Genomic DNA, 24,732 nt, shown 5'->3' on the forward strand with positions numbered 1-24,732 from the left:
GGAAAATCCGGTGCGAAGATTTGAAGGCTGGAGCACAATGGTCCAATCGGACAGGCGTGTTCCGGATCAAGTGGGGCACCGATGCTGCGATACGTATTCCGGCGGCTTTTGACCGCCATACCGACGCTGTTCGTCATTGTGACGATGGCGTTCTTCCTGATGCGCGTCGCGCCAGGCGGGCCATTCAACCAGGAGCGGGGGCTGAGCCCCGAGATCAAAGCCAACCTTGAAGCCCAGTTCGGCCTCAACGATCCGCTCTGGCTGCAATATGTCCACTATCTCGGCAATCTCTTACGCGGCAATTTCGGCCCGAGCTACAACATGCCGGATTTCACCGTCACCGAACTGTTCGCCAAGGGCCTGCCCATTTCGGTGCAACTCGGCGCCTCGGCCCTGATCCTGGCGCTGCTGCTCGGTTCCGTGCTCGGCTCCATCGCCGCGCTCAACCAGAACAAGCTTGGCGACTATACGGTGATTGCGCTGGCCACGGCCGGCAGTACCATCCCCACCTTTGTCATCGCGCCGGTGATCCAGCTTCTCTTCGGCCTGACCTGGAAACTTCTGCCGATCGGCGGCTGGGGCGATGGCGCCTTCATCAACAAGGTCGGCCCGGTGCTGACGCTTGCCTTGCCGCAGATCGCCATCGTCGCCCGCCTGATGCGCGGCTCGATGATCGAATCGCTGCGATCCCATCACATCCGCACCGCCCGCGCGCTCGGCCTTTCCGACTGGTCGGTTGTGGTCAAACACGCCTTGCGCGGCGCCATCCTGCCGATCGTTTCCTTCACCGGCCCGGCGGCGGCGGCCCTTTTGACCGGCTCCGTCATAGTCGAGACGATCTTCTCCATTCCCGGCGTCGGCCGCTACTTCGTCGATGCCGCGCTCAACCGCGATTACACGCTGGTGATGGGAACGGTGGTGGTGATCGCCATCTTCACCATCGTCTTCAACCTGATCGTCGACGTCATGTACGCGGTCGTCGACCCGAGGGTGCGCTATGACTGACATCGCAGCCACTGCTCCCGCTATCGTCGGCCGCTCGCTGTGGGGCGATGCCTGGGCGCGTCTCAAGGCCAACCGCGCCGCCATGTTCAGCCTCTACTACCTCGCCTTGATCGGGCTCGTCAGCGTGTTTGGCCCCTGGTTCGTGCCGCATCAGTACACGACCATCTATGCCGACTATGTGCGCATGCCGCCAAGCCTGACAGCCTATCCGAAGCCCGACATGATCGAGTCCGCGCTCAATGATGCGATCAAGCGCATGCGGGTCGATATCAAGGAATGGCACCAGGAGGGCAATCAGGTCTTCGTCACGGTCAAGTCGACCAAGCCGATCGATGACCGCAACATCCGCTACCTCGACCGCTCCGATGCCTTTGACGACACCAAGATCGAGAGCAAGTCGCCCGACGGTCTGGAAGTGACGATGAGCGCGTCGGTCAAGCAGCAATATTTTCTGTTCGGCACCGACAACACCGGCCGCGATCTGCTCTCGCGCACGCTGATGGCCGGTCGCATCTCACTGGCCATCGGCCTGCTCGCCGGCGTCGTCGCGGTGGTGATCGGGGTGGTCTATGGCGCCGCCGCGGGTTTCTCCGGCGGCAGGATCGACGAGGTGATGATGCGCATCGTCGATGTGCTCTATTCCTTGCCGTTCATCTTCTTCGTCATCATGCTGGTGGTGTTCTTCGGCCGCAACTTCGTGCTGATGTTCCTGGCGGTTGGCGCGGTGCTGTGGCTCGACATGGCGCGCATCGTGCGCGGCCAGGCGCTGTCGATCCGCCGCCAGGAATATGTCCAGGCGGCGGAAGCCATGGGCGTCGGCCAGCGCGGCATCCTGCTGCGCCACGTCATCCCCAATCTGCTCGGCCCGGTCGTCATCTACATGACCTTGCTGGTGCCGCAGGTCATCATCCTGGAGAGTTTCCTGTCGTTCCTCGGCCTTGGCGTGCAGGAGCCGATGACCAGCTGGGGCGTGCTGATTTCGGTCGGCGCCAAGAACATCGGCACCGCCAACTGGCTGCTCCTGTTTCCTGCTTTCTTCCTCGTCTCGACGCTGTTTGCGCTGAACTTCGTCGGCGATGGCCTGCGCGACGCGCTCGACCCGAGAGATCGATAAAGATGGGCACCGCTGACATGGCCACTCCCGAAACGATCCTCAGCGTCAAGGACCTGCGTGTCCGCTTCCGCACGCTCGACGGCGCGGTCGAAGCGGTGAAGGGCATCAACATCCACGTCAATGCCGGCGAGACCGTCGCCGTGGTCGGCGAGTCCGGCTCCGGCAAGAGCCAGACCATGATGGCGGCGATGAGCCTGCTCGCCTCGAACGGCGAGGCCACGGGCAGCGTCGACTATCGCGGCCGCAACCTGCTGACGCTGAGTAAATCCGACCTGAACAAGGTGCGTGGCGCCAAGATCAGCATGATCTTCCAGGAGCCGATGACCTCGCTCGATCCGCTCTATTCGATCGGCAATCAGCTGATCGAACCGATCCGCCGGCATCGCGGCCTGAATGCCGCCGAGGCGCGCGAAGAGGCGCTCAAGCTCTTGCGGCTGGTGCACATTCCCGATCCCGAACGGCGGATGAAATCCTACCCGCACGAAATGTCCGGCGGCCAGCGCCAGCGTGTGATGATCGCCATGGCGCTCGCCAACGATCCCGACATCCTGATCGCCGACGAGCCGACCACGGCGCTCGACGTGACCATCCAGGCGCAGATCCTGATGCTGCTCGCCGAATTGCAGCGCAAGCTCGGCATGGCCATCGTCTTCATCACCCACGATCTCGGCATCGTCCGGCGCTTCGCCGATCGGGTCTATGTCATGCGCCAGGGCGAGGTGGTCGAGGAGGGCGAGGCGGGAGCGATCTTCGCCAACCCGCAGCACGCCTATACCAAGATGCTGCTGGCGGCAGAGCCGACGGGAAGCAAGGCGCCCCCGCCCGCCAATGCACCCGTGGTGCTCGAAGGCAGGCATGTCGAGGTCACATTCAGGATCGGCGGCGGGTTTCTGGCCGGCGAGCCGCTGATGCTGCGCGCCGTCGACGACATTTCGATCCGGCTGCAGCGTAACCAGACCATCGGCATTGTCGGCGAGTCCGGCTCGGGAAAATCGACGCTTGGCCGCGCTCTGCTGCGGCTGCTGCCGAGCGATGGCTTGATTCGTTTTGGCGATCGCGACATTTCGACAGCCGACCGCCAGGCGATGCGGCCGCTGCGGCGCCAGATGCAACTCGTCTTCCAGGATCCTTTCGGCTCGCTGTCGCCGCGCATGACCGTCGGCCAGGTCATCACCGAAGGGCTGCTGGTGCATGAGCCCAATCTTTCGGGCAAGCAGCGCGACCAGCGCGCGGTCGAGGCCTTGCGTGAAGTCGGCCTCGATCCCAACGCCCGCAACCGCTACCCGCACGAATTCTCCGGCGGCCAGCGGCAGCGGATCGCCATTGCCCGCGCCATGATCCTGAAACCAAAGATGGTCGTGCTGGACGAACCGACCTCGGCGCTCGACCGCTCGGTGCAGAAACAGATCGTCGAACTCCTGCGCAAGCTGCAGGCGGACCATGAACTGTCCTACCTGTTCATCAGCCACGACCTCGCCGTGGTGCGCGCCATGGCCGACTACATCATCGTCATGAAACAGGGCAAGATCGTCGAGGAGGGGCCTACAGAGGCAATCTTCAGCAACCCGCAGCACGTCTACACGCAGACGCTGATGGCGGCGGCGATCGATGTCACCCGATTCCGGCTAAGCGCCTGAGACGTTTCAGGTAAGGCAATCATCTTGGCGGCGTCCGTTCGCTCAGCCCGCTGACTTGGGACAATTGCGCGCGCGCGCAGCGGCGATGGCGTCCTGCTGCTGTTTCAGCCGGTCGATCCGGGCAGTCTCACGGTTGGCGACAGCGGTCTTCACGCGCGAAACACCAAGCAGCCAACGCGGAACACTGGTGTTGACGACCTTGCCCCGGGTGATGGCGGTCTGTGAGATTTCGGTGGCCTTTTCGCCTAGCGCGCTGTTGAGTTCGGTGCAGCTCATTCTATCGTACGTCGCCGGATCGGCGGTCCTGCCGATCGACGAGCAGCCGGTAACGAGAAGCGCCGCAATCACAAGAACCGGTGTCGAGGTCGTCGTCGCGATCAAATTCATGTCCACACCGGCTCACCGTTTCACTGGCTTCATCATATCCACCGAACTATCTGGAGCCGACGATTATTTCGTCAAAGATTGGGCTCGCGAAAGAGCCCTACGGGCATGGACCACAGAGGCCAGCCGATATGGGAACGTTCCCGGTCCCTCGAAGTTGGTGTCCGTCGCGTGTCTTGATGCAATCACTGGAAACGAAGAGGGGCCGCCTCGGCTGATGCCGGGGCGGCCTTCCGTCGATTCTTGGCCGACGGTGCGACCTCGGCGGCTCGCGCTGGTTGTGGCGCCCAGCCTTCGTGCCGCCGTTCGTTCAGCCTGCCTGAAATTCAGGCTGCTTCGGCGATGAATGCGGTGGGAGCGCAACCGTCCAGCACTGCCTGGGCGATGCCGGTCTCATTTTCATCGACATGCGCCGTCACCAAGACGATGCCCTCGGCAACGCTGCGATCATCCGACCTTGCCGCTGTGGTCATGAAGGCACCGAGCAGCCTGCCGGCACCGCCGCCACAGACCGCGCAAACCAGTGCTGTTGCCGGCAGTCCGGCCGGAGGAGAACTGACGCCGTAGACCGCGAGGGCGCTCACGCAAGCCAATGCCGCACCGACGGCACAAAGGATGACGCTTGGAGACCTTAGGACTGTTAGTTCGTCCTGGTAGGGCCCGATAATGGCAATCTGAACGCGCGGAACACCGACCGCCACCAGCTCTCCAGCAACCCGGGCGGCTTCGGCGTGGGAATCAAAAAGCTTGCTGATTGTCCGCATGGTTTCAGAGCGTTTTCTCGTCCAGGAATGTGTCCGCAACGAAGGACGCGGCGATCAAATCGTCGCCATCAATGCTGCCTCGTCCGCCGACCATCATGGCCGCGACTTTTTGGAAGGTCTTCATTTCGCTCATGGTAATCCGGGCCTGCCGCATTCTGGCCTCGAGGTCAGCTACGCGCACCCCCAAGACATCGGATTGTATGGCCTCGCTGTTAGACATGGTGACGTTCATCCAGTTTCGCTTCCTCGTTTGATCGTCCCCGCGCCCAACCACTCGAAACTGAGCCGCAGCGAAAACGTTCCCTGGCTGGGCTTCGGTCCGGCGGAGCGCCGGACCTTGGTCTGGCCGCAAAATGCAATGGTCCTGCCTGTGGTGCTGCTCGGAACGGCCACCGTTCGTAGCCGTTGTCGCCTACACGTTCGGGAGGAAGCTGATGGACAACAGTGTTCGCCAGGCACGCTGGTTGCTTGCAGTGATCTTCGCCATGCCCATCACCTTCATGGCGATTGGAATAGCCTTTGGCTGACCATCCGACGAGTACGAATATTTGGCAGATTGGCGCAGCTACGTCCCTTCCTGCGCCGATAGGGTTCGTCCGCTGCGCTGGCGTGGTGGGCGAACCCAAATATCTGCAGGCGCCGTAGCCGGCATTCCAGCCTACAAGGCGAGATTTCGCGAGGCCGAATGGCATTCTAATCGCGCGGCCGTTCGTCGATGATGCCTTGTGCCGGCACGCAGATCGCCCAGCGGCATTTCAGATTTCATGCAGAAGGCCCGGCTGTAACGAGCCGGGCCTTAGGGCCGATCAATAGTCGTTGTTTTGGATCACCACGGGGCGACGGTGATGGTGCTTGGAGACCGAGCTCGTGACAATGACGGCATCTGGACGATGGTGCCGGCGGCCATGATCGTAGAACGCTACCGTACCGTGGTGGCGGTGATGCAGGCGCTGGCCGTACTCGTTGATGATCTTGACGTTGCTGTGGTGGCGATGGTGAGTCCTGACGATGACGTCGGCTTCGGCCGCCGAAGCGACAGCCGGCAATCCGATGGAAAGCGCCAAGGCGCACATGATAATTGATTTCATTGCAATTTCTCCATTGCCTTGATTAGCCCTTCGTTGGATAACTGCCGCTAGGCCCTTTGGTTCCGGGGTGTCCCAGGACAGTCGGACCGCCTCCGGCAAACCGGATGCACGAGCCGTAGGGCTAAGGCTGAGAAGGGGCCGCCTCTCGCTGGCGATACTTGCAAAGAACGAAGTGGCTCGATGCATCGGACGCGCTCGCGACGGGCAGCACGACGATCTGTGCCCAAAAATCGCAATACCTGGCTATCGCTTCCGGCACCTCTTTGGCGGTGACGCCGGCGATGGTGGCGATGTCGCCGTCTCTGCAGTTGGTCTTCCCGGAAAGCAGGGTTGCGGCTGCCATGATCTGGCATGACCGCTCATCGTCCGCCTGAGAGGGCGCGCAATGGCAGGCAAATGCAAATACCACCGCTGCGAAAACCAGTCTTTTCATATTGGCTCCGATGCCACCGGCATTCTGGCATTCCTCGGGAAAACATGCCGACGAGCCGTGAGCTTTCAGGAGGTTGTCCATTCGGACCGGACCGAGGAGACTGGAGTTACCAGGCTTCAGCACTCATCGGAGGGTCCGAATGAACATTCACAAGAATGCCCGTCTCACGCCGCTGCGTCGAGAGGAGATGGCGATTCGGACATGCGTTCCATCGAGCACGATCGTGTCGCCGTCCAGAACGACCGGCCAATTGGCGAGCAGCATCGCAGGAAGCAGGAAGGACATAGGGCTACGCTCCCGCTGCGCGTAAAACGCGATCCCAAACCGTGGGCATCGGGAGAACAGATATTTAAGTATCTGTTTTTTCTGGTCGGAGTGGCAGGATTTGAACCTGCGACCCCCTCGTCCCGAACGAGGTGCGCTACCAGGCTGCGCTACACTCCGTGACCAGACGGCGGGCTTATAGCCGCCACACTTCATTCCTGCAAGCGGCAATGGCAGCGCTTCTGTCGCATTTCAGCAGCTTTCGCCGCGCAGGCCGCTGGCGCCCCAGTCGAACGCGTGCGCCCAGTCGACAAAACCACGCCACCGCACCACGGGAAATTGCCTGCGCAAGGCCGCGATATCGACAGCGTAGCCGACCCGGTCGAACCATTCGAACATCAGTACCGCGTCCTCGCTCTGCTGTTGTCTGGAGCAAAATTAGGCTCTATCTCGTTGATAATTGCCTATAATTGGAAAAAATTGTCCCACAAATAAATACAATGATCGATCTCAACGATGTCGTCGTGTTTGCCCGCGTCGTCGAAGCCGGCAGCTTCACCGCTGCCGCGCGCCTGCTGGCTATGCCCAAGACGACTGTCAGCCGTCGTGTCGACAAGCTCTACCTGATCGAGGACGGCGTCGACCTTGCCTTCCGCACCGGAAGGCTCGAGGATTCGACGCTCATCGCCCGCAAGCTGGGTTCCACCCACAGGCTGCTCTGCGCCAGCCATGACTATCTCGCACGCTACGGGATGCCGGAACGCCCGGCCGATCTTGCCCGCCATCGATGCGTCATCGCGGGCCTGTCGGCCTCAGGCGCACATTGGGTGCTGGATGGACCACAAGGCCAGGAAACTGTCGTGGTCGCCGGGCGCTTCGCCGCCAATGAGATGCAAGCGGTGGTGGAGGCCGCGCTCGCGGGTTTCGGCATCGCCCAATTGCCCCAGCCGATGGCCGACGGGCTGATCAACGAGGGGCGGTTGCGGCGCGTTCTGGACGGCTACACGACGCCGGCCGGCGGCCTGCACGTTCTCTATCCCAGCAGCCGGCACCTTTCACCCCTGGTTAAGGCCTTCATCGACCTGGCGGTCGAGCGGATTTCCAATCGGGCAAACACGGCTTAAGGCATGTCTGCTACCTCCGACCAACTTCTCAGCGAGACCCGAATGAGTCAGCGCATCGTCAGTTTTGTCATGAGCGGCGGCGTCGGCTCGCGGCTCTGGCCGTTGTCGCGCGAGGACAATCCGAAGCAGTTTCACGATTTCTCGGGTGATGGCTCCATGCTGGCCAAGACCTTGCGCCGCCTGGCGGCAAGGCCCGACGGTCAAACTCCGATCTTCCTGATCGCTTCGGAGCGCCACGCCGAACGCGTTCATGCCGATCTCGCCGGCCTCGATCTTGCCGGTGGCGGTCCGCTGTTCGAACCCACAGGGCGCAACACCGCCGCGGCGGTGGCCCTTGCAACGCTGCGCACCTTGTCCGAATTCGGCGACAGCCTGATGCTGGTGGTGCCGTCGGACCACGAAATATCGACGGCAGGGCAATTCTGGCAGAGCGTCGAGGCAGGCGCCGAGGCGGCGCGCGCCGGCCGGCTCGTTGTGTTCGGCATCAAGCCGACACAGCCCGAAACCGGCTATGGCTATATCGAGGTCTCCGCCGAGAAGGGCGGAGTGTTCGACGTTTCGCGCTTCGTCGAAAAGCCGGACCTGGCGACCGCGCAGGGCTATCTCGAAGCCGGAAATTTCTATTGGAACACCGGCATCTTTCTGTTTCGCGCCGGTGCCATGCGCGACGCTTTCGCTATGTTCCAGCCGGACATCTGGCAGTCGACCGAAGCGGCCTACACAGCGGCGACATCGGATCTGTCCGGCCTCTATATGCCGCTCGAGCTCTACGCGGCCATCCCGTCGAATTCGATCGACTATGCCATCATGGAGCGGGCGAGGGACATCGCGATGGTGCCGGCGGGCTTCCGCTGGAACGATCTCGGCTCCTGGCAGTCCCTGCTCGATGTCGGCCCTGCCGATGACCTGGGCAATGTCATTGTCGGCGATGTCGTCGCCATCGATTGCGAGAACTCCTACATCCGCAGCGACGGCCGCCTTTTGTCGGCGATCGGCATGAAGGATGTTGCCATCGTCTCGACATCGGACGCAACTTTCGTCGCTCCGGTAAGCCACAGCCAGCACGTCAAGAAGGTGGTCGAGCAGCTCGAGAAATCGGGCCGGCTGGAAACCAGATTCACCCCGGCGCATGATCGCGTCATCGAAAGCGGCGCCTGGCGGCGGCGCGTGCACCACTGGCTGTTCCAGGAAACCTTGCCGCTGTGGTCGACATCGGGCGTCGACGAGCGCCATGGCGGCTTCCATGAAGCGCTTGGCTTCGACGGCTCACCGCTGATAAAGCCGAAGCGCATGCGCACGCAGGCCCGCCAAGTCTATGCCTTCGCGGTTGCCAAGGAGCGCGGCTGGACTGGCCCGGCCGAGCGGCTGATCTCGCATGGCATCGACTTCATGGCAGGAAAGGGTCGCACCCAACGCGGCGGTTGGGTGCGCACGCTGAATGTCGACGGCGCTGTCGCCGACGCCACGGAAGACGCCTACGATCATTCCTGCGTGCTCTTGGCGCTGGCGCATGCGCATATGTCAGGCAATCCCGATGCCTTGCGGCTCGGTGAGGAAACCTTCGCCTTCCTCGACGCCCATCTCGAGGATCATCGCATGACTGGCTTCCTCGAGACATCGGACGGAGAGGGCGAGCGTCGCTCAAATCCGCATATGCATTTGCTGGAAGCCTTTCTCGCCTGGTATCAGGCGACCGGCGAGCGCGCCCATCTGCGCCGCGCGGCGCGCATCATCGACCTCTTCCGCAGCCATTTCTTCGATGCCGAGAGCTGGACGCTCGGCGAATATTTCGATGCCGAATGGAAGCCGGCTGCAGGCGAAAAAGGCGGCTGGACCGAGCCAGGCCATCACTTCGAATGGGCTTCGCTCCTGGTCGATTTCGCCGGACGCAGCGGCCAGGCCGAACTGAGCGGCTTCGCCAGGAAACTCTACGCCTCGGCCATCGCCAACGGCCTCAACCGGGCCACCGGCCTTGCCTATGGCGCCGTCTCCAGGCAAGGCCTGCCGCTCGACCTGATCTCGCGCAGCTGGCCGCAGGCCGAAGCCATCAAGGCGGCGATCGCGTTGGACGGCTCAGGCGGCCCCGACCTGAAGCCCGAGATCGAGGCCCGTGTCGGCCGGCTGTTCCGCTGGCACATCGACCCGGCCCCGCTCGGCCTGTGGATCGATCGCATCGACGAACGCGGCCGCTCGCTGGCGTCAGATGTTCCGGCCAGCATTTTTTATCATCTGGTCTGCGCACTGACGCAGTATCTGGATGGGACGGCGGCGGAGGCGGTCTAGGCTCGGCTCAATACGGGCTCGCCACGTCCCCGGTCTCGACATAGATCGACTTCAGTTGCGAGTAGAGCGCCAATGCCGCCAGAGAATTCTCGCGGCCGATGCCGGACTGCTTGAAGCCGCCGAAGGGGATTTCCACCGGCGTCAGATTGTAGGCGTTGATCCAGCAGGTGCCGGCCTGCAGCTCGGCGATGACACGGTGGGCGCGCGGCAGGTCGCGGGTGAAGACGCCGGCGGCAAGGCCGAATTCGGTGTCGTTGGCGCGGTCGATCACCTCGTCCTCGCCGTCGAATTTCAGCACGCTCATGACCGGTCCGAAAATCTCCTCGCGGGCGATGCGCATGGTGTCGGTGACACCGGTGAACACCGTCGGTTCGACGAAGAAGCCGCCCTGGAAACCCTGCAGCGAAGGCACGTTGCCGCCACAGGCCAGAACAGCGCCATCCTGCTTGCCGACTGCGATATAGCCGACGACCTTGTCGTGCTGCGCCTTGGAGACCAATGGTCCCATCTGCGTTTCGGGATCGAGCGGGTCGCCGACGCGGATTTTCTTCGTCCGCTCGACCAGCCGCTCGACGAAGCGGTCATGAATGCCGCTCTGCACGAAGACCCGCGTGCCGTTCGAGCAGATCTGGCCGGTGGAGTAGAAATTGCCGAGCATGGCGCCGCCAATGGCGTTTTCGATGTCGGCGTCGTCGAAGACGATCAGCGGCGACTTGCCGCCGAGCTCCATCGTCGCGTGCTTCATCTTCGAACCGGCAAGCGACAGCACCTTGCGCCCGGTCGGCACCGAGCCGGTGACCGAAACCTTGGCGACGACATCGTGGCCGACAAGGCCCGCGCCAACATCGCCATAGCCCTGAACGACGTTGAACAGCCCGTCGGGCAGGCCGGCCTCGCTGTAGATTTCGGCGAGCGCCAGTGCCGAAAGCGGCGTGTTTTCCGACGGCTTGAACACCATGGCATTGCCCATGGCGAGCGCCGGCGCGGATTTCCAGCCGGCGATCTGGATCGGATAATTCCAGGCGCCGATGCCGACGCAGACGCCAAGCGCCTCGCGCCGCGTGTAGGCGAAGGGCCCGCCGAGATCGACGGCCTCGCCATTGTAGGCGGCGACCGCGCCGCCGAAATATTCAAGGCAGTCAGCGGCGGAAGGCGCATCCGCCACCAGCGTCTCCTGGATCGCCTTACCGGTGTCGAGCGTCTCGATGCGGGCGAGGTCGGCATTGCGGGCACGCAGAATGTCGGCGGCGCGGCGCAGGATGCGGCCGCGCTCGACCGGCTTCAGCCGCGCCCAGGCCGGCTGCGCGGTGCGTGCGGCCTCGATGGCGAGTTCCAGCACATTCGGCGTCGCCGAGCGCAGCATGGCGATGGTCTCGCCGGTTGCCGGATAGATGACCGGCAGCGGCGCTCCTTGCTCGTCGTCGATATAGCGTCCGTTGACATAGTGCGATGCCGTGGGCTGGGCGCGCATGGGTAGTCTCCGAATGTCTGCGCCCCAAGAATGGGCGGCTCGATCTAGGGACGGCTCAATCTGTCGGGTGGATCATGCTCTATCTGTCCGACTGCTGCCAGCGCGGATTGATCCAGGGTTCCTGGTTGGACGGCGCCAGCGGCGTGCGGCCGAGAATGTGGTCGGACGCCTTCTCGCCGGTCATGATCGACGGCGCGTTGAGATTGCCGTTGGTGACGCGCGGGAAGATCGAGGAATCAGCGACCCGCAGCCCGTCGACGCCGATGACCCGGCATTCCGGATCGACAACACTCATCAGATCATCGGCGCGACCCATCTTGCAGGTGCCGCACGGGTGGTAGGCGCTCTCGGCATGGTCGCGAATGAAGACATCGAGATCGTCGTCCGACTGCACATGGCTGCCCGGCGAGATTTCCTGGCCGCGAAAGGCGTCGAACGCCGGCTGGCCGAAGATCTCGCGGGTCAGCCGGATGCAGTGGCGGAACTCCGCCCAGTCGTCCGGATGCGACATGTAGTTGAAGCGGATCACCGGCTTCGCTTTCGGGTCCGGCGAACGCAGGGTCACAGAGCCGCGCGACTTCGACCGCATCGGCCCGACATGCGCCTGGAAGCCGTGTGACTTCGCCGCCGCCTTGCCGTCATAGCGCACCGCCGCCGGGATGAAGTGGTACTGGATGTCGGGATAATCGACGCCGGCGCGCGAGCGTACGAAGGCGGCGGCTTCGAAATGGTTTGTGGCGCCGAGACCGGATTTGAAGAACAGCCACTGCGCGCCGATCAGTGCCTTGGAGAACGGGTTCAGCACGGAATTCAGCGTGATCGGCTTGGTCGATTCCTGCTGGATATAAAGCTCCATATGGTCCTGCAGATTGCGGCCGACGCCGGGCCGGTCGGCGACCACGGCAATGCCGTTTTCGCGCAAATGCTCGGCCGGCCCGATGCCGGACAGCATCAGGATTTTGGGTGAGTTGATCGAAGAGGCGGCGACGATCACCTCACGTCGCGCCTTAACGACCTGAATCTGTTTGTGAGCCTCGATCTCGACGCCGACGGCCCGTTGATTCTCGATGATCACCCGACGGGCAAAGCCCTTGACCAGACTCACGTTTTTCCGGTTGAGCGCCGGCTTCAGATAGGCTGATGCCGCCGACCAGCGGCGGCCGCCGCGGATGGTCTGTTCCATCGGCCCGAAACCTTCCTGCTTCGAGCCGTTGTAGTCGTCGGTCAGTTCGAACCCGGCCTGGCGGCCCGCTTCGACGAAGGCGCCGTAGAGCGGATTTTTACGCGAACCGCGCTGCACATGCAGCGGCCCGCCGTGTCCGCGCCAGCCGTCCTCGCCGCCGTCATTGTCCTCCATGCGCTTGAAGTAGGGGAGCACGTCGGCAAAGCCCCAACCCGTTGCACCTTCTTCGGCCCAGTGGTCGAAGTCGCGGGCATGGCCGCGCACATAGACCATGCCGTTGATCGAGGACGAACCGCCGATCACCTTGCCGCGCGGCGTCGCCAGCACGCGGCCGCCGAGATGCGGTTCCGGCTCGCTGGCAAAACCCCAGTCGTAAAGGCTCATATTGAGCGGGATCGACAGCGCCGACGGCATCTGGATCAGCGGTCCGATATCGCTGCCGCCGAATTCGATGACGATGACCGAATGCTTGCCGTCTTCCGACAGGCGGTAGGCCATGGCCGAGCCGGCGGAGCCGGAGCCGATGATAACGAAATCCGCTTCAAGCATGGTTCATATGCGCCATAAAATCGGCGAGCGAGACATTGCCGCCGGTAGCCACAACAAGGACGGTTTTACCCGCCACATCCACCTTGCCGCCGAGCAGCGCCGCCAGCGACGCAGCCCCGGACGGCTCCAGCACCAGCTTCATCCTCTCGAAGGCGATCCGCATGGCACGCCGCACCGATTGGTCGTCGACGGTGATGCCGCGAACACCCGCGGTCCTGACCGCCGCGAACGGCGCGTCGCCCGGCCGCCGCGACATCAGCCCGTCGCAGATCGACTTCGGGCCGATCGGCATGGTCTCGATGCTGCCATGCGCCAGCGACGAGCCCATGCCATCAAAACCTTCCGGCTCGACGCCGATGATCTCTGTCGCCGGCGACAGATAGTGGAAGGCCAGCGAAACGCCGCCGATCAGCCCGCCGCCGCCGACCGCGCAGAACAACAGGTCGGCGCTGGCACCCTTGGCCTCAAGCTGGTCGAGCGCTTCGAGGCCGGCGCCAGCTTGGCCGGCGACGATCTCCGGATCGTCGAAGGGATGCAGCAGGGCCAGCCCTTCCGTCTCGGCGATCTCGCGCGCCTTGGCCGCGGCGACCTCTTCACGCGCGCGCTCGCCATGGTCGGTCAGCACCACGCGCGCACCATAGCCCGCGGTCGCGTCACGCTTGGCGGCCGGCGCATCGATCGGCATGACGATGGTGACGGGAATACCGAGCGCCTGGCCGGCGGCCGCCAGGCCTTGCGCGAAATTGCCGGAGGAATAGGCGACGACGCCCTTCCTCGCCTCGTCGGCCGACAGCCGCTTCAGCCGCCAATAGGCGCCGCGTATCTTGAAGGATCCGGCCCATTGCAGCGATTCCGGCTTGATGAAGACGCGCGCCGCACCGGTCTCCCGGGCCAGTGCGGTCGATTCCAGCAGCGGCGTGATCTGCGTCGCCCTGGAGGTGACGGCATAGGCCCGCTTGAGATGATCGAGGGAAGGGACGAGAAGGTCTGCCATCATTCGCCTCGCGGAAAGCGTTTCTGCTCTTCGAGCACGTTGAGATCCATGTGGTTGCGCATGTAGCGTTCCGAGGCCTTCTGCAGCGGCTGGAACTCCCAGGGGTAGTGCGTGCCGTTGCGCAGCGCCGGATAGACCACCCAGCGCCGCGCCTGGCTGGCCCGCACTGCCGCGTCGAAGGCCGCCATGTCCCAGCGTGCGCGCACCTTTTCAGTGAAAGCCGCCACCAGATCGGCATGCGCCGGATCGGCGGCGAGATTGCTCAATTCATGTGGGTCGGCTTCGATATCATAGAGTTGCGGCGGATCGATCTCGCAATGGACGAACTTGTAGCGGCCGTCGCGGATCGCCACCAACGGTGCGTTGGACCCCTCGGCCGCGTATTCCATCAGCACCGGTGCGGTGCGTGGCTTCCCATTCAGCAGCGGCAGCAGCGACTGGCCGTCGGTCCATGGCGCGATCGCACTCATGTCGATGCCGGCGAGATCGCACAGCGTCGGCGTCACGTCGAGATTGGAGACCGGCGCTTCGATCACGCCGGCGGGAATGTCCTTGCCGGCGATCATCAGCGGCACCCGCGCCGAGCCCTCGAAGAAGCACATCTTGAACCACAGGCCACGCTCGCCGAGCATGTCGCCATGGTCCGAGCAGAACAGGATGATCGTGTCGTCGAGCATGCGTGTGCGCTCGAGCACGGACAGCAGCTCGCCGACCTTGTCGTCGAGATAGGAGATGTTGGCGAAATAGCCGCGCCGCGAGCGGCGGATTTGCTCTGCCGTGATGTCGAAACTGTCGTAGTCGGAAGCCTTGTAGAGCCGCTGCGAGTGCGGATCCTGGCCGTCGTAGGGGATGAAGCCCACTTCCGGTTCGAGCGCCGGGCAATCCTCATAGAGATCCCAGTACTGCCGCCGCGCCACATAGGGGTCGTGCGGATGGGTGAAGGAAACCGTCAGGCACCAGGGCCGGTGCGCCGCATCGTCGGAGATGCGCGCGAAGTCGTAGAGTTTTTGCACCGCGTGGAAGGCGACTTCGTCGTCATATTCCATCTGGTTCGAGGTTTCGGCGACGCCGGCGCCGGTCACCGAGCCCAGATTGTGATACCACCAGTCGATGCGCTCGCCGGGCTTGCGGTAGTCCGGCGTCCAGCCGAAATCGGCGGGATAGATGTCGGTGGTCAGCCGCTCCTCGAAGCCGTGCAACTGGTCCGGCCCGACGAAATGCATCTTGCCCGACAGCACGGTGTGATAGCCGTCGGCGCGCAGGTGATGGGCAAAGGTCGGGATCGACGAGGCGAATTCGGCGGCGTTGTCATAGACCTCGGTGCGCGACGGCAACTGGCCGCTCATGAACGAGGCGCGGCCCGGCGCGCAGAGCGGCGAGGCCGTGTAGTTATTCTTGAAACGGGCCGAACGCGCCGCGAGCGCCTTCAAATGCGGCGCATGCAGGAAGCCTGCCGGGCCGTCGGCGAAAAAAGTGCCGTTGAGCTGATCGACCATGACGATCAGGAAATTGGGTCGCTTCGCCGTCACTGTTTTTGCCGCTCGCCGAGTTTGGTTTCGAGATAGTCCTCGACCAGCGCGATCGCGGTCGCGGCGTTGGGCACGCCGTCCTTCAGCGCGCGCCTGATGTAGAGCCCGTCGATCATCGCCGCTGTCGCTTCGGCGGCGCGGTCGGCCTCGGCCCTGGGCAGGATGCCGGTCAGTCCGCTCATCAGGTTCGAATGCAGCCGCCGCGCGTATATCTTGAGCAATCGGCGCAACGCCGATGATTTCTGCGCCTCGACATAGAAGGCAAGCCAGGCCGCGATGGTTTCGGCCTGGAACTGGATGTCGGAGAAGTTGACGGCGACCACTGCGGCGACGCGTTCGCGCGGGGACTTGGCGGATTGCAGGGCGCGGCGCATGTCGATGGTCAGTTCGGCGAGGATGTGCCGCATCGTTGCAAACAGCAGTTCGTCCTTGGCGCCGAAATAATGATGGGCAAGGGCCGAGGATACGCCGGCGCGCCCGGCGATCTCGGACATGGTTACGTCAAGCGAGCCGCGCTCGCCGATCGCCGAGATCGCAGCGTCGATGAGCGCCTTGCGGCGCAGTGGCTCCATTCCGACTTTTGGCATGCTGTTCCCGATTTTTGCCGGAGGTTATTTTTTATTGACGCGTCAATCAACAAAAAATCGACGTGAGCACGACCTGTACCAAGCGATTGTCCTGTTCCGGCCCTTCACGGTATGGGCGAGAATGTTTATCTTTGAACAATAAAGGCGAAGTGCGCCATGAGCCCGGTATGCTAAGGTGTGTTGAGCTGCAGGGGAGGCCATTTGCAGGCCGGCATCATCTGAATCCCAATACACCTTGCATGGCGCCAAGGATGGAGATTGCAATGACCGTATGCATCGTTGGCTGGGCGCATTCGCGCTTCGGCAAGCTCGAGGGCGAGACGCTCGAAAACCTCATCGTCAAGGTCGCGACGGATGCGCTCGACCATGCCGGCATCGGCCCGGAGGAGGTCGACGAGATCGTGCTTGGCCATTTCAACGCCGGCTTCTCGGCGCAGGATTTCACCGCGAGCCTGGTGCTTCAGGCCGACGACCGGCTGCGCTTCAAGCCGGCAACGCGTGTCGAGAACGCTTGCGCCACGGGATCGGCGGCGGTCCGGCAAGGCATCCGTGCCATCGACGCCAACGCTGCCCGCATCGTGCTGGTGGTCGGTGCCGAGCAGATGACGACGACGCCGGGACCCGAGATTGGCAAGAACCTGCTGAAAGCGTCCTATCTACCAGAGGATGGTGAGACACCGGCGGGCTTTGCCGGCGTCTTCGGCAAGATCGCGCAGGCCTATTTCCAGCGCTATGGCGACCAGTCGGACGCGCTGGCGATGATCGCTGCCAAGAACCACAAGAACGGCGTCGACAATCCCTATGCACAGATGCGCAAGGATTTCGGCTATGAATTCTGCCGGCAGGAGAGCGAGAAGAACCCCTTCGTCGCCGGTCCTCTCAAGCGCACCGACTGCTCGCTGGTCTCGGACGGCGCTGCCGCCCTTATCCTTGCCGACACGGCGACCGCCCTGAAGATGCGCCGCGCCGTCGCCTTCCGCGCCAACGAGCATGTGCAGGATTTCCTGCCAATGTCGAAGCGCGACATCCTGGCTTTCGAGGGCTGCGAACAGGCCTGGACCCGTGCGCTGAAGAACGCCGGCGTGACACTCGACGACCTGTCCTTTGTCGAGACGCACGACTGCTTCACCATTGCCGAACTGATCGAATACGAGGCGATGGGCCTCGCCAAGCCCGGCGAGGGCGCGAAGCTGGCGCTCGATGGTACGACGGCCAAGGACGGCCGCCTGCCGGTCAATCCCTCCGGCGGGCTGAAGGCCAAGGGCCACCCGATCGGCGCCACCGGTGTCTCCATGCACGTCTTGACCGCCATGCAGCTTGTCGGCGAAGCCGGCGGCATCCAGGTGCCCGGCGCGAAGCTTGGCGGCATCTTCAACATGGGTGGCGCTGCGGTCGCCAACTACGTTTCCATTCTCGACCGGATCAGGTAAACCGCCCCGACATTACAGCGCCACGCGCCTTTTTGGGGCGCGCAAAGGACGCTGTAACACTTTGGTTTTGCGCATGACCCCGCGATCGATTTCGATTTTCGAGGTCATGCGCCGCGGGAGGTGGCATGGCAAATCCGGTTCTGATCGAGGTCCTGCGCGGCGCGATCGTCGAGAGCGCGCATCGCGGTGCAGTCGCGGTTTTCGACGCCGACGGCAAACCGGTGTTGGAGATCGGCGACACCTCGAAACCAGTGTTCCCGCGTTCGGCGGTCAAGGCCATCCAGGCCTTGCCGCTGGTCGAAACCGGTGCCGCCGATGCCTATGGCTTTGGCAACCGCGAGCTGGCGCTGGCCTGCGCCTCGCATTCGGGCGAACCGGAGCATATCGAACTGGCGCGATCGATGCTGGCCAGGGCCGGGCTCGACGGGTCCGCGCTCGAATGCGGCGCGCACTGGCCCTCGAGCCATGCCGCCGAGATTGCACTCGCGCGAGCCGGCGGTTCTCCAAATGCGCTGCACAACAATTGCTCCGGCAAACATTCCGGCTTTCTCTGCACCTGCGTGCATTCCGGCATTGCGCACAGTGGCTACGTCAAGGCGGGCCATGCCTTGCAGGAAATGGTGCGCGACGCGATGCAGTCGGTCACGGGTGCTATCCATGGCGCCGATGAGCGGGCGACCGACGGCTGCTCGATCCCGACCTATGCGGTGCCGCTCAGGAGCTTCGCGCGCGGCTTTGCCCGCATGGCCACGGCAAATGGTTTCGGCCCCGAGCGGGCCAAGGCGGCAAAGCGGCTGCTGGCTGCCTGCATGGCGGAGCCTTTCTTTGTCGCCGGCACAGGCCGCGAGGACGTCGCGCTGATGGAGGCAGCACCTGGGCGGATTTTTGCGAAAGGCGGCGCCGAAGGTGTCCACTGTGCCGCAATTCCGGAACTAGGCCTCGGTATCGCGCTCAAATGCGATGATGGCGCCCACCGCGCCAGTGAAGCCATGGTCGCCGCCGTCCTCGCCAAGCTGCTGCGTTCGGACGAGGCCCTGGCGGCGAAACTCATCGAACTGGCAAATGCGCCGATCCAAAGCCGGATCGGAGCCAAGGTAGGCGCGGTGAGGCCGACTGCCGCCCTCAACTGACGCGGTTGCGCTCAACGGTCAAATGCGCAAAGCCGCTGCTGCTTAGCTGGGTGAGGTCTGACGTCACCGGCTCGGCCCAGCGCTGGCCGATCACGGCGCCGTTCAACGCGCCGTCGATGACGTTGTCGGAGATGACGGCAGTGCCCGCACCCTCTACCACGCTGACGACGATGCCTGTCCCGGCCTTGCGGATGATGTTGCCCGTCGCCACGACATTGCGCAGATACGGTCCCCAGCCGATCGACATGCCATAGAGCGGCGCGTTCTCGATGACGTTGTTGGAAGCGATGGTGTCTGCCTCGACGCCGATGCCGACGCCGAAGCCGGGCGGATCGGCGGTGTAGGGCCCGCTGGTCGACAGATTGCGCACGATGTTGCCTGAGCAGACACCCATGCGGCCGCCTTCGTTGAAGTTGACGATCGAGATGCCGTTGGCCGCGCCGTCGACGATGTTGTTGCTGATGACCGCACCCTCGAACGAGAATTCGGAATAGACCGCGGTCTCGCCCGAGCGCGAGCAGGTATTGCCGGAAATCTGCAGATTGCTGGAACTGTTGGCGCGGATCGCCGAGAAAGCGCAATCCGAGACGACATTGCCCGAGATGATGACGTTGCCGGCACGGAAGGCGTTGATGCCATTGCCGTTCTGGCCGGTCCCGCCGCTGCGCGCGCCGATGCGTTCGACACGGTTGCCCGTGACCATCGTGCCGTCTTCGGCCGCCTGCCAGCGATGCACGAGGATGCCGCCATTGGCACAGTCGGAGACCGTGTTGGCTGATATCGTCAGTCCAGCCGCCTCGACCGAATAGATGCCGGCGTCCGCCGCGCCCGATATGGCGGAGCGCTCGATGCGGCCTGTCGCATGTTCCAGCGCCAGCCCGTTCTTGCCGCTGCCGGTTATCTGGCAATTGTCGAAAACGAGATGGCCGACCCGTCGAAGATCGAGTAGCCCTTGCGCATAGTCGCCCATCGAGCGGTTCGAACCGTCGAAGACCAGCCCGCTCAGTTCGATATGGTCGGCCTGTTCGGCCATGAAGAGATGACCGTCGCCGCCATAGACGATCCGCGTCGCGCCCGGCACGCCGGAAAGGCGAACGCGGCTGGGCAGCGAGAGATTGGATACCACATAGGTGCCCGCCGGCAGGAACACCGGCATGTCCCGGCTGTTCGCGTCGCGCAGCAGCTTGGCGAAGGCCTTGCTCTGGTCGTCGAACGTGCCGGGCTGCACGCCCAGTTCGGTGGCATTGATGGAACCGCGCATCGAGGCTTTTTCGATACCGGTCAGGCCGGCGGCCGCCGCCTTGCCGAGCGCGAGGCCCACAACGGCAAAGCCGGCGGTTCCGGTTAGCAGCGTTCGTCTGTTCAACATCGGCACAGAATCCCAGCGTTCAACCTGACGTCGCAGGAATCGTGCCAAACGTTCTGTTCGTTTTCACAATGACTTGTAGAGCAGGCGCTCAAGGCCTAGGTTCAGCCAATGAGCAGAGCTTTTACCCGCGAAGAAGACAGCGAGAATGCCATCGCCGGCGTCGGCGAGCGGCCGATCAGCACGCATCGCAATCTTGTGACGGAACGCGGCCTGGCGCAGATCGAGGAGAATCTGGCCGATCTGCGCGACGTTCTGGCGAAAGCCGAGAAGAAAGCCGATCGCGAGCGCATCGCGGTGGTGTCACGCGATCTACGCTACTGGACGGCGCGGCGCGAAAACGCCGAGCTTTCCGTGCCGGAGCCCGGCAGCGACGTCGTCCGCTTCGGCATGGGCGTCACGCTGGAAGGCGACGATGGCAAGAAAGTGCATTGGAAGATTGTCGGCGAGGACGAGGCCGATCCTACCAAGGGAAGCATTTCGCATGTTTCGCCCATGGCCGTCGCGCTGTTCGGCAAGAAGGTCGGCGACGTGGCCGCGGTCAACGGCAAGGAATGGGAAATCGTCAAGCTTTCGGACAGTTAGGGCAGCATAGCCTAGTTGGCTGCCAGCAGCCTATCCATCAGCCGATCCGCTGCTTCCGGAATAACGGTTCCCGGCGGGAAGATTTCCGCGGCACCCGCCTGCAGCACCGCGTCATAGTCCTGCGGCGGGATGACGCCGCCGGCGACGATCAGCATGTCGCCGTGGCCGAGTTTCTTCAGCGCATCGCGCAATTGAGGGATCAGTGTCAGGTGTCCCGCCGCCAGCGATGAGGCGCCGATGATATGGACGTCATGCTGGACCGCCAGTTTGGCGATCTCTTCCGGTGTCTGGAACATCGCGCCGACGGTGACGTCGAAGCCGAGATCGGCGAAAGCGGTGGCGATCACCTTTTGCCCACGATCGTGGCCATCCTGCCCCATCTTGGCAACGAGGATGCGCGGCTTGCCGCCGTTTTTCTTCTCGAAAGCGCTAATCTTGTCCTGCAGCCCGTCGACCACGGGATTGTCGCCAAGCGCCTTGCGATAGACGCCGGAAATGGTCTGCACCGTTGCAACGTGGCGGCCAAAGGCCCGTTCCAGCGCAAGCGAGATTTCGCCGACCGTGGCATTGGCCCGCGCGGCGCGGACGGCGAACTCCAGGAGGTTCTCATTGCCTTGCGCGGCGCGGGTCAGCGCATCGAGCGCGCTTTCCACCGCAGCGACATCGCGCGTGCCCTTCAGCCGTTGCAGCTTCGACAGTTGCCGGGCCCTGACCTCGGCATTGTCGATCTTGAGCACATCGACCTCGATGTCGTTCTCGGGGCGATGCGCGTTGACGCCGACCAGCATCTGCTCGCCCGAGTCGATGCGGGCCTGCGTGCGCGCCGCCGCTTCCTCGATGCGCAGCTTCGGAATGCCTTGTTCGGTCGCGGCGGCCATGCCACCGAGAGCCTCGACTTCCTCGATATGGCTCAGTGCGCGCGCTGCCAGATCATGCGTCAGCCGTTCCAGATAGGCCGAGCCGCCCCACGGATCGATGATGCGCGTGGTGCCGGACTCCTTTTGCAGGATGAGCTGCGTGTTGCGGGCGATGCGCGCCGAATGGTCGGTCGGCAGCGCCATCGCCTCGTCGAAGGAGTTGGTGTGCAGCGACTGGGTATGCCCCTGGGTCGCCGCCATCGCCTCGATCATGGTGCGGATGATGTTGTTGTAGGGGTCCTGCGCCGTCAGCGACCAGCCGGACGTCTGGCAATGGGTGCGCAGCGACAGCGAGCGCTCGTCCTTCGGCGCGAAATTCTTCTTCATCAGCGTCGCCCACAGCAGGCGCGCGGCCCTGAGCTTGGCCACTTCCATGAAGAAGTTCATGCCGATCGCCCAAAAAAATGACAGGCGCGGCGCGAAGCGGTCGATGTCGAGGCCCGCCGCGACACCGGCGCGGGCATATTCGATGCCGTCGGCGATCGTATAGGCGAGCTCCAGGTCGGCTGTCGCACCGGCTTCCTGCATGTGATAGCCGGAGATCGATATCGAATTGAACTTCGGCATGTTCTTCGACGTGTAGGAGAAGATGTCCGACACGATCCGCATCGAGGGTTTTGGCGGATAGATGTAGGTGTTGCGGACCATGAACTCCTTCAGAATGTCGTTCTGAATGGTGCCTGCCAGATCCTTCTGCGCAACGCCCTGTTCTTCCGCCGCGACGATGTAAAGCGCCATGATTGGCAGCACAGCGCCGTTCATCGTCATCGACACCGTCATGTCGCCGAGCGGAATGCCGTCGAACAGCTGCCGCATGTCGAGGATGGAATCGATGGCGACGCCCGCCATGCCGACATCGCCGGCAACGCGCGGATGGTCGCTGTCATAGCCGCGATGCGTGGCGAGATCGAAGGCGACCGACAATCCTTTCTGGCCGGCGGCGAGATTGCGCCGGTAAAAGGCATTGGACTCTTCGGCCGTGGAGAAGCCGGCATATTGCCGGATCGTCCAGGGCTGCTGGACATACATGGTCGGGTAGGGGCCGCGAACGAAGGGCGGCAGGCCCGGATAGGTGTCGAGATGCGGCAGGCCCTTGAGGTCGCCCTGATTGTACAGATGCTTGACGACAAGCCCTTCCGGCGTCGTCCGCTGGCCCTTGACCTCGACAGGCGCGCGGCGCGGCGGCGCCCAGCCGATTTGACTGAAATCCGGAATCAAGAGGCGGCCCCGATGGATTGGTCGATGCGGACCGGAAACAGCGGTTCGCACAGCACGACGCCTTCGGTGAAGGCAGGCCGCTGCTTTGCATCCAGCGTCTCGACCGGGCGCTCGCTCTTCTGCGGATAAAGTGTGGTGCCGATGATGGCCCGCTCACCCGCCTTGAAGGCGGCGTCGCGCCGGGCGGCCGCGGCGTGAACGCGCTGTTGGATGTGTCCGTCCCTCAGGCTCGACAATACGCCTCCTTCGGCCTCGATCGCCTGCAGCTCCGCCCAGGCGGCTTCGCAAAGGTCTGCCGTAAGCGCGTCGACCGCGCCGGACCCATAGGCGGGATCGGCGACGTGATCGACATGGCTTTCATTGGCTATGATCAACTGGGCGTTGCGCGCGACGCGGCGGGCAAAAGGCGCCGGCAGGCCGTGCGCCATCGTGTGCGGCAGGATGGAGATCGAATCGGCTCCTCCAGCCGCCGCCGCGAAGCAGCTGATCGTCGTGCGCAGGATGTTGGTTTCGGGATCCAGCGCCGTCATCATGCGGAATGATGTCTCCGCATGGATGTTGGCCGTGGAGTTGGGGATCGAGCAGGTCTCCTGCACACGTGCCCACAGAACGCGCAAGGCCCGCACTTTGGCCATCGAGAGGAACTGGTCCTGGTCGACGCTGAGCGCGAAGCCGATATGCGGCGCGGCATAGACCAGCGGTTGCCGTGCCTTCTCGAACATTCTGAGATATGAGACCGCCGAAGCCAGCATGATGCCGAGTTCCTGCGCTTCCGTGGCGCCGGCATTGTGGAAGACGCGGCCGTCCGCTTCCAGCAGCACGCCGGGAACGCCCATCGAGAAGAAATGCGCCAGCGACTGGGGCATCGATTCCTGCAGCGCCTCGATCGACATGCGCAGCCGGCCGGTGCCGGCAAGGATCGCCGCCGGATCGATGCCGAAGGACAGGTTGAGCTTTGCCGGATCGGAGCGGCGCTTGCTGAGGAACGCCACCAGCCAGTCGGCCATGGGGCGGCTCCACGGGTGCGTGTCGATGCGGATCTGGATCCGAGTGAGAGGCACGCCCTCCAGCACTGTTTCCAGCGCCTGAGCAGTCCTCGGCAGGCCGTAGCCGAATGCGTTCGGGGCGCCTTCGAAGACGAGCGACAGTCCTGTCGCGCCCTGCGCGATATCGTCCAGAACCTGGGCCTTGGCGCGATCGACGTTGGGATCGTCGACGCGTTGGCTGACAATCCAGGGCGATCGGGGATTCGTGCGCACGAGCGGTTCGGCCCCGGTCGCGCGGTCATAAAGGGGCTCGATGCGGATGGCGTCGTCGGTGTGCGAAACCAGCTTTTCCTCGAAGGACGCGCCTGCCAGTGCCTTTTCCGCCAGGGCCAGCCATCGCTGGCGCTCGGCGCCAACTGGTTCAACATCCTTGGTCAAGGCTCCGGCGCCCATCCATCTTCCTCGTTCATATGGCCGCACCAGCCGGGCGGTTCAGTCTACGGTTCCCGGTCGGTTATCGCAATGCGCATCCCGAGCCTGAATTCGATCCACCTGATATAGGTCGGCTTGCATGGACGAACCATGAACGATTGCCAAACACCAGCAAAATCCGCAAGTTCCAAAATCCGATTTCGACGATAGGCCTGATCGGGACGGTTGGCCCCGCTCTGGACAATTGGCATTGTCGCTG

At 63.5% G+C, this 24,732-nt stretch carries 22 protein-coding genes, 1 tRNA gene and 1 pseudogene; 8 read left to right on the plus strand and 16 right to left on the minus strand.

The features are described 5' to 3' along the window. Positions 1-81: 81 nt before the first annotated feature. Genes FJV80_RS02215 through FJV80_RS02225 form a run of 3 tightly spaced genes read left to right on the plus strand, consistent with a single transcriptional unit; the run spans position 82 to position 3,756 of the window. On the plus strand, positions 82-1,005 hold the full coding sequence (locus FJV80_RS02215; RefSeq protein ID WP_095770814.1) for an ABC transporter permease subunit: 924 nt from the start codon (positions 82-84) through the stop codon (positions 1,003-1,005). Beyond that, a complete protein-coding gene (locus FJV80_RS02220) occupies positions 998-2,119 on the plus strand; it encodes an ABC transporter permease subunit (protein ID WP_095770813.1) in 1,122 nt (373 codons plus the stop codon). Before FJV80_RS02215 ends, FJV80_RS02220 begins: the two co-directional genes overlap by 8 nt. Before the next feature lie 17 nt (positions 2,120-2,136). After that, positions 2,137-3,756, plus strand: coding sequence for an ABC transporter ATP-binding protein (locus tag FJV80_RS02225; protein ID WP_095770949.1), 1,620 nt, complete (start codon positions 2,137-2,139; stop codon positions 3,754-3,756). A 42-nt stretch (positions 3,757-3,798) separates the two neighbouring features. Here the strand turns inward: FJV80_RS02225 and FJV80_RS02230 are convergent, their stop codons facing one another. From FJV80_RS02230 to FJV80_RS02260, 8 genes and pseudogenes are all read right to left on the minus strand, one after another. Beyond that, positions 3,799-4,143 (minus strand): hypothetical protein, encoded by a 345-nt coding sequence (locus FJV80_RS02230; RefSeq protein WP_095770812.1) that lies wholly within the window; start codon positions 4,141-4,143, stop codon positions 3,799-3,801. Positions 4,144-4,466: 323 nt separating this feature from the next. Beyond that, positions 4,467-4,904 (minus strand): hypothetical protein, encoded by a 438-nt coding sequence (locus FJV80_RS34395; RefSeq protein ID WP_179296332.1) that lies wholly within the window; start codon positions 4,902-4,904, stop codon positions 4,467-4,469. Between the two features lie 4 nt (positions 4,905-4,908). Then, a complete protein-coding gene (locus tag FJV80_RS02240) occupies positions 4,909-5,124 on the minus strand; it encodes a hypothetical protein (protein ID WP_095770948.1) in 216 nt (71 codons plus the stop codon). 586 nt (positions 5,125-5,710) lie between these two features. Next, positions 5,711-5,992 (minus strand): hypothetical protein, encoded by a 282-nt coding sequence (locus FJV80_RS02245; protein WP_095786553.1) that lies wholly within the window; start codon positions 5,990-5,992, stop codon positions 5,711-5,713. Positions 5,993-6,113: 121 nt separating this feature from the next. Further along, a complete protein-coding gene (locus FJV80_RS02250) occupies positions 6,114-6,506 on the minus strand; it encodes a hypothetical protein (protein ID WP_142875446.1) in 393 nt (130 codons plus the stop codon). Positions 6,507-6,572: 66 nt separating this feature from the next. Continuing rightward, positions 6,573-6,710, minus strand: a complete 138-nt coding sequence (locus tag FJV80_RS34400) for a hypothetical protein (RefSeq protein WP_179300978.1) — start codon at positions 6,708-6,710, stop codon at positions 6,573-6,575. Positions 6,711-6,792: 82 nt separating this feature from the next. Continuing rightward, positions 6,793-6,869 (minus strand) — tRNA-Pro (locus FJV80_RS02255). A 72-nt stretch (positions 6,870-6,941) separates the two neighbouring features. Next, positions 6,942-7,121, minus strand: a pseudogene (locus tag FJV80_RS02260) (NmrA/HSCARG family protein); the annotation flags it as partial. A 68-nt stretch (positions 7,122-7,189) separates the two neighbouring features. Here FJV80_RS02260 and FJV80_RS02265 point away from each other — a divergent pair. Together FJV80_RS02265 and FJV80_RS02270 are read left to right on the plus strand one after the other, a co-directional pair. Then, a complete protein-coding gene (locus tag FJV80_RS02265; protein ID WP_142875447.1) occupies positions 7,190-7,813 on the plus strand; it encodes a LysR family transcriptional regulator in 624 nt (207 codons plus the stop codon). A 42-nt stretch (positions 7,814-7,855) separates the two neighbouring features. Next, on the plus strand, positions 7,856-10,096 hold the full coding sequence (locus FJV80_RS02270; RefSeq protein WP_142875448.1) for a mannose-1-phosphate guanylyltransferase/mannose-6-phosphate isomerase: 2,241 nt from the start codon (positions 7,856-7,858) through the stop codon (positions 10,094-10,096). Positions 10,097-10,103: 7 nt separating this feature from the next. Here FJV80_RS02270 and betB read toward each other — a convergent pair whose 3' ends face one another. The 5 genes from betB to betI all read right to left on the minus strand — a co-directional run bounded on the left by betB (position 10,104) and on the right by betI (position 16,409). Next, positions 10,104-11,567 carry a betaine-aldehyde dehydrogenase gene (gene betB / locus FJV80_RS02275; RefSeq protein WP_142875449.1) on the minus strand — a complete coding sequence of 488 codons (1,464 nt, stop codon included), beginning with the start codon at positions 11,565-11,567 and terminating at the stop codon, positions 10,104-10,106. 79 nt (positions 11,568-11,646) lie between these two features. After that, the gene (gene betA, locus FJV80_RS02280) at positions 11,647-13,299 is read right to left on the minus strand and encodes a choline dehydrogenase (protein ID WP_142875450.1); all 1,653 of its coding nucleotides are present in this window, start codon (positions 13,297-13,299) and stop codon (positions 11,647-11,649) included. Beyond that, positions 13,292-14,296 (minus strand): threonine/serine dehydratase, encoded by a 1,005-nt coding sequence (locus FJV80_RS02285; protein WP_185973319.1) that lies wholly within the window; start codon positions 14,294-14,296, stop codon positions 13,292-13,294. Before FJV80_RS02285 ends, betA begins: the two co-directional genes overlap by 8 nt. Then, positions 14,293-15,822, minus strand: coding sequence for a choline-sulfatase (gene betC, locus FJV80_RS02290; protein ID WP_142875452.1), 1,530 nt, complete (start codon positions 15,820-15,822; stop codon positions 14,293-14,295). Before betC ends, FJV80_RS02285 begins: the two co-directional genes overlap by 4 nt. Further along, positions 15,819-16,409, minus strand: coding sequence for a transcriptional regulator BetI (betI, locus tag FJV80_RS02295; protein ID WP_095770802.1), 591 nt, complete (start codon positions 16,407-16,409; stop codon positions 15,819-15,821). Before betI ends, betC begins: the two co-directional genes overlap by 4 nt. 263 nt (positions 16,410-16,672) lie before the next feature. Here betI and FJV80_RS02300 point away from each other — a divergent pair, with 263 nt between their 5' ends. Continuing rightward, complete coding sequence (locus tag FJV80_RS02300; protein WP_095770947.1) at positions 16,673-17,839, plus strand: acetyl-CoA acetyltransferase; 1,167 nt, start codon at positions 16,673-16,675, stop codon at positions 17,837-17,839. A 125-nt stretch (positions 17,840-17,964) separates the two neighbouring features. Beyond that, positions 17,965-18,969, plus strand: a complete 1,005-nt coding sequence (locus FJV80_RS02305) for an asparaginase (RefSeq protein WP_142875453.1) — start codon at positions 17,965-17,967, stop codon at positions 18,967-18,969. On the opposite strand, the gene FJV80_RS02310 is transcribed toward FJV80_RS02305, so the two are convergent. Continuing rightward, positions 18,962-20,338 carry a TIGR03808 family TAT-translocated repetitive protein gene (locus FJV80_RS02310; RefSeq protein ID WP_095770800.1) on the minus strand — a complete coding sequence of 459 codons (1,377 nt, stop codon included), beginning with the start codon at positions 20,336-20,338 and terminating at the stop codon, positions 18,962-18,964. The genes FJV80_RS02305 and FJV80_RS02310 overlap by 8 nt on opposite strands. Positions 20,339-20,446: 108 nt before the next feature. Between FJV80_RS02310 and greA the strand changes: the two genes are divergently transcribed. Beyond that, on the plus strand, positions 20,447-20,920 hold the full coding sequence (gene greA, locus FJV80_RS02315; protein ID WP_064982947.1) for a transcription elongation factor GreA: 474 nt from the start codon (positions 20,447-20,449) through the stop codon (positions 20,918-20,920). An 11-nt stretch (positions 20,921-20,931) separates the two neighbouring features. Here greA and scpA read toward each other — a convergent pair whose 3' ends face one another. Both scpA and FJV80_RS02325 read right to left on the minus strand, forming a co-directional pair. Then, entirely contained in the window at positions 20,932-23,055 is a 2,124-nt protein-coding gene (scpA, locus tag FJV80_RS02320; protein WP_142875454.1) for a methylmalonyl-CoA mutase, read from the minus strand. Next, positions 23,052-24,494: a methylmalonyl-CoA mutase gene (locus FJV80_RS02325; protein ID WP_095770798.1), complete on the minus strand. Its 1,443-nt coding sequence runs from the start codon at positions 24,492-24,494 to the stop codon at positions 23,052-23,054. The genes scpA and FJV80_RS02325 overlap by 4 nt, the downstream gene beginning before the upstream one ends. Between the last annotated feature and the right edge of the window lie 238 nt (positions 24,495-24,732).

This window comes from Mesorhizobium sp. WSM4310, assembly GCF_007003935.1.
GTDB lineage: Bacteria > Pseudomonadota > Alphaproteobacteria > Rhizobiales > Rhizobiaceae > Mesorhizobium.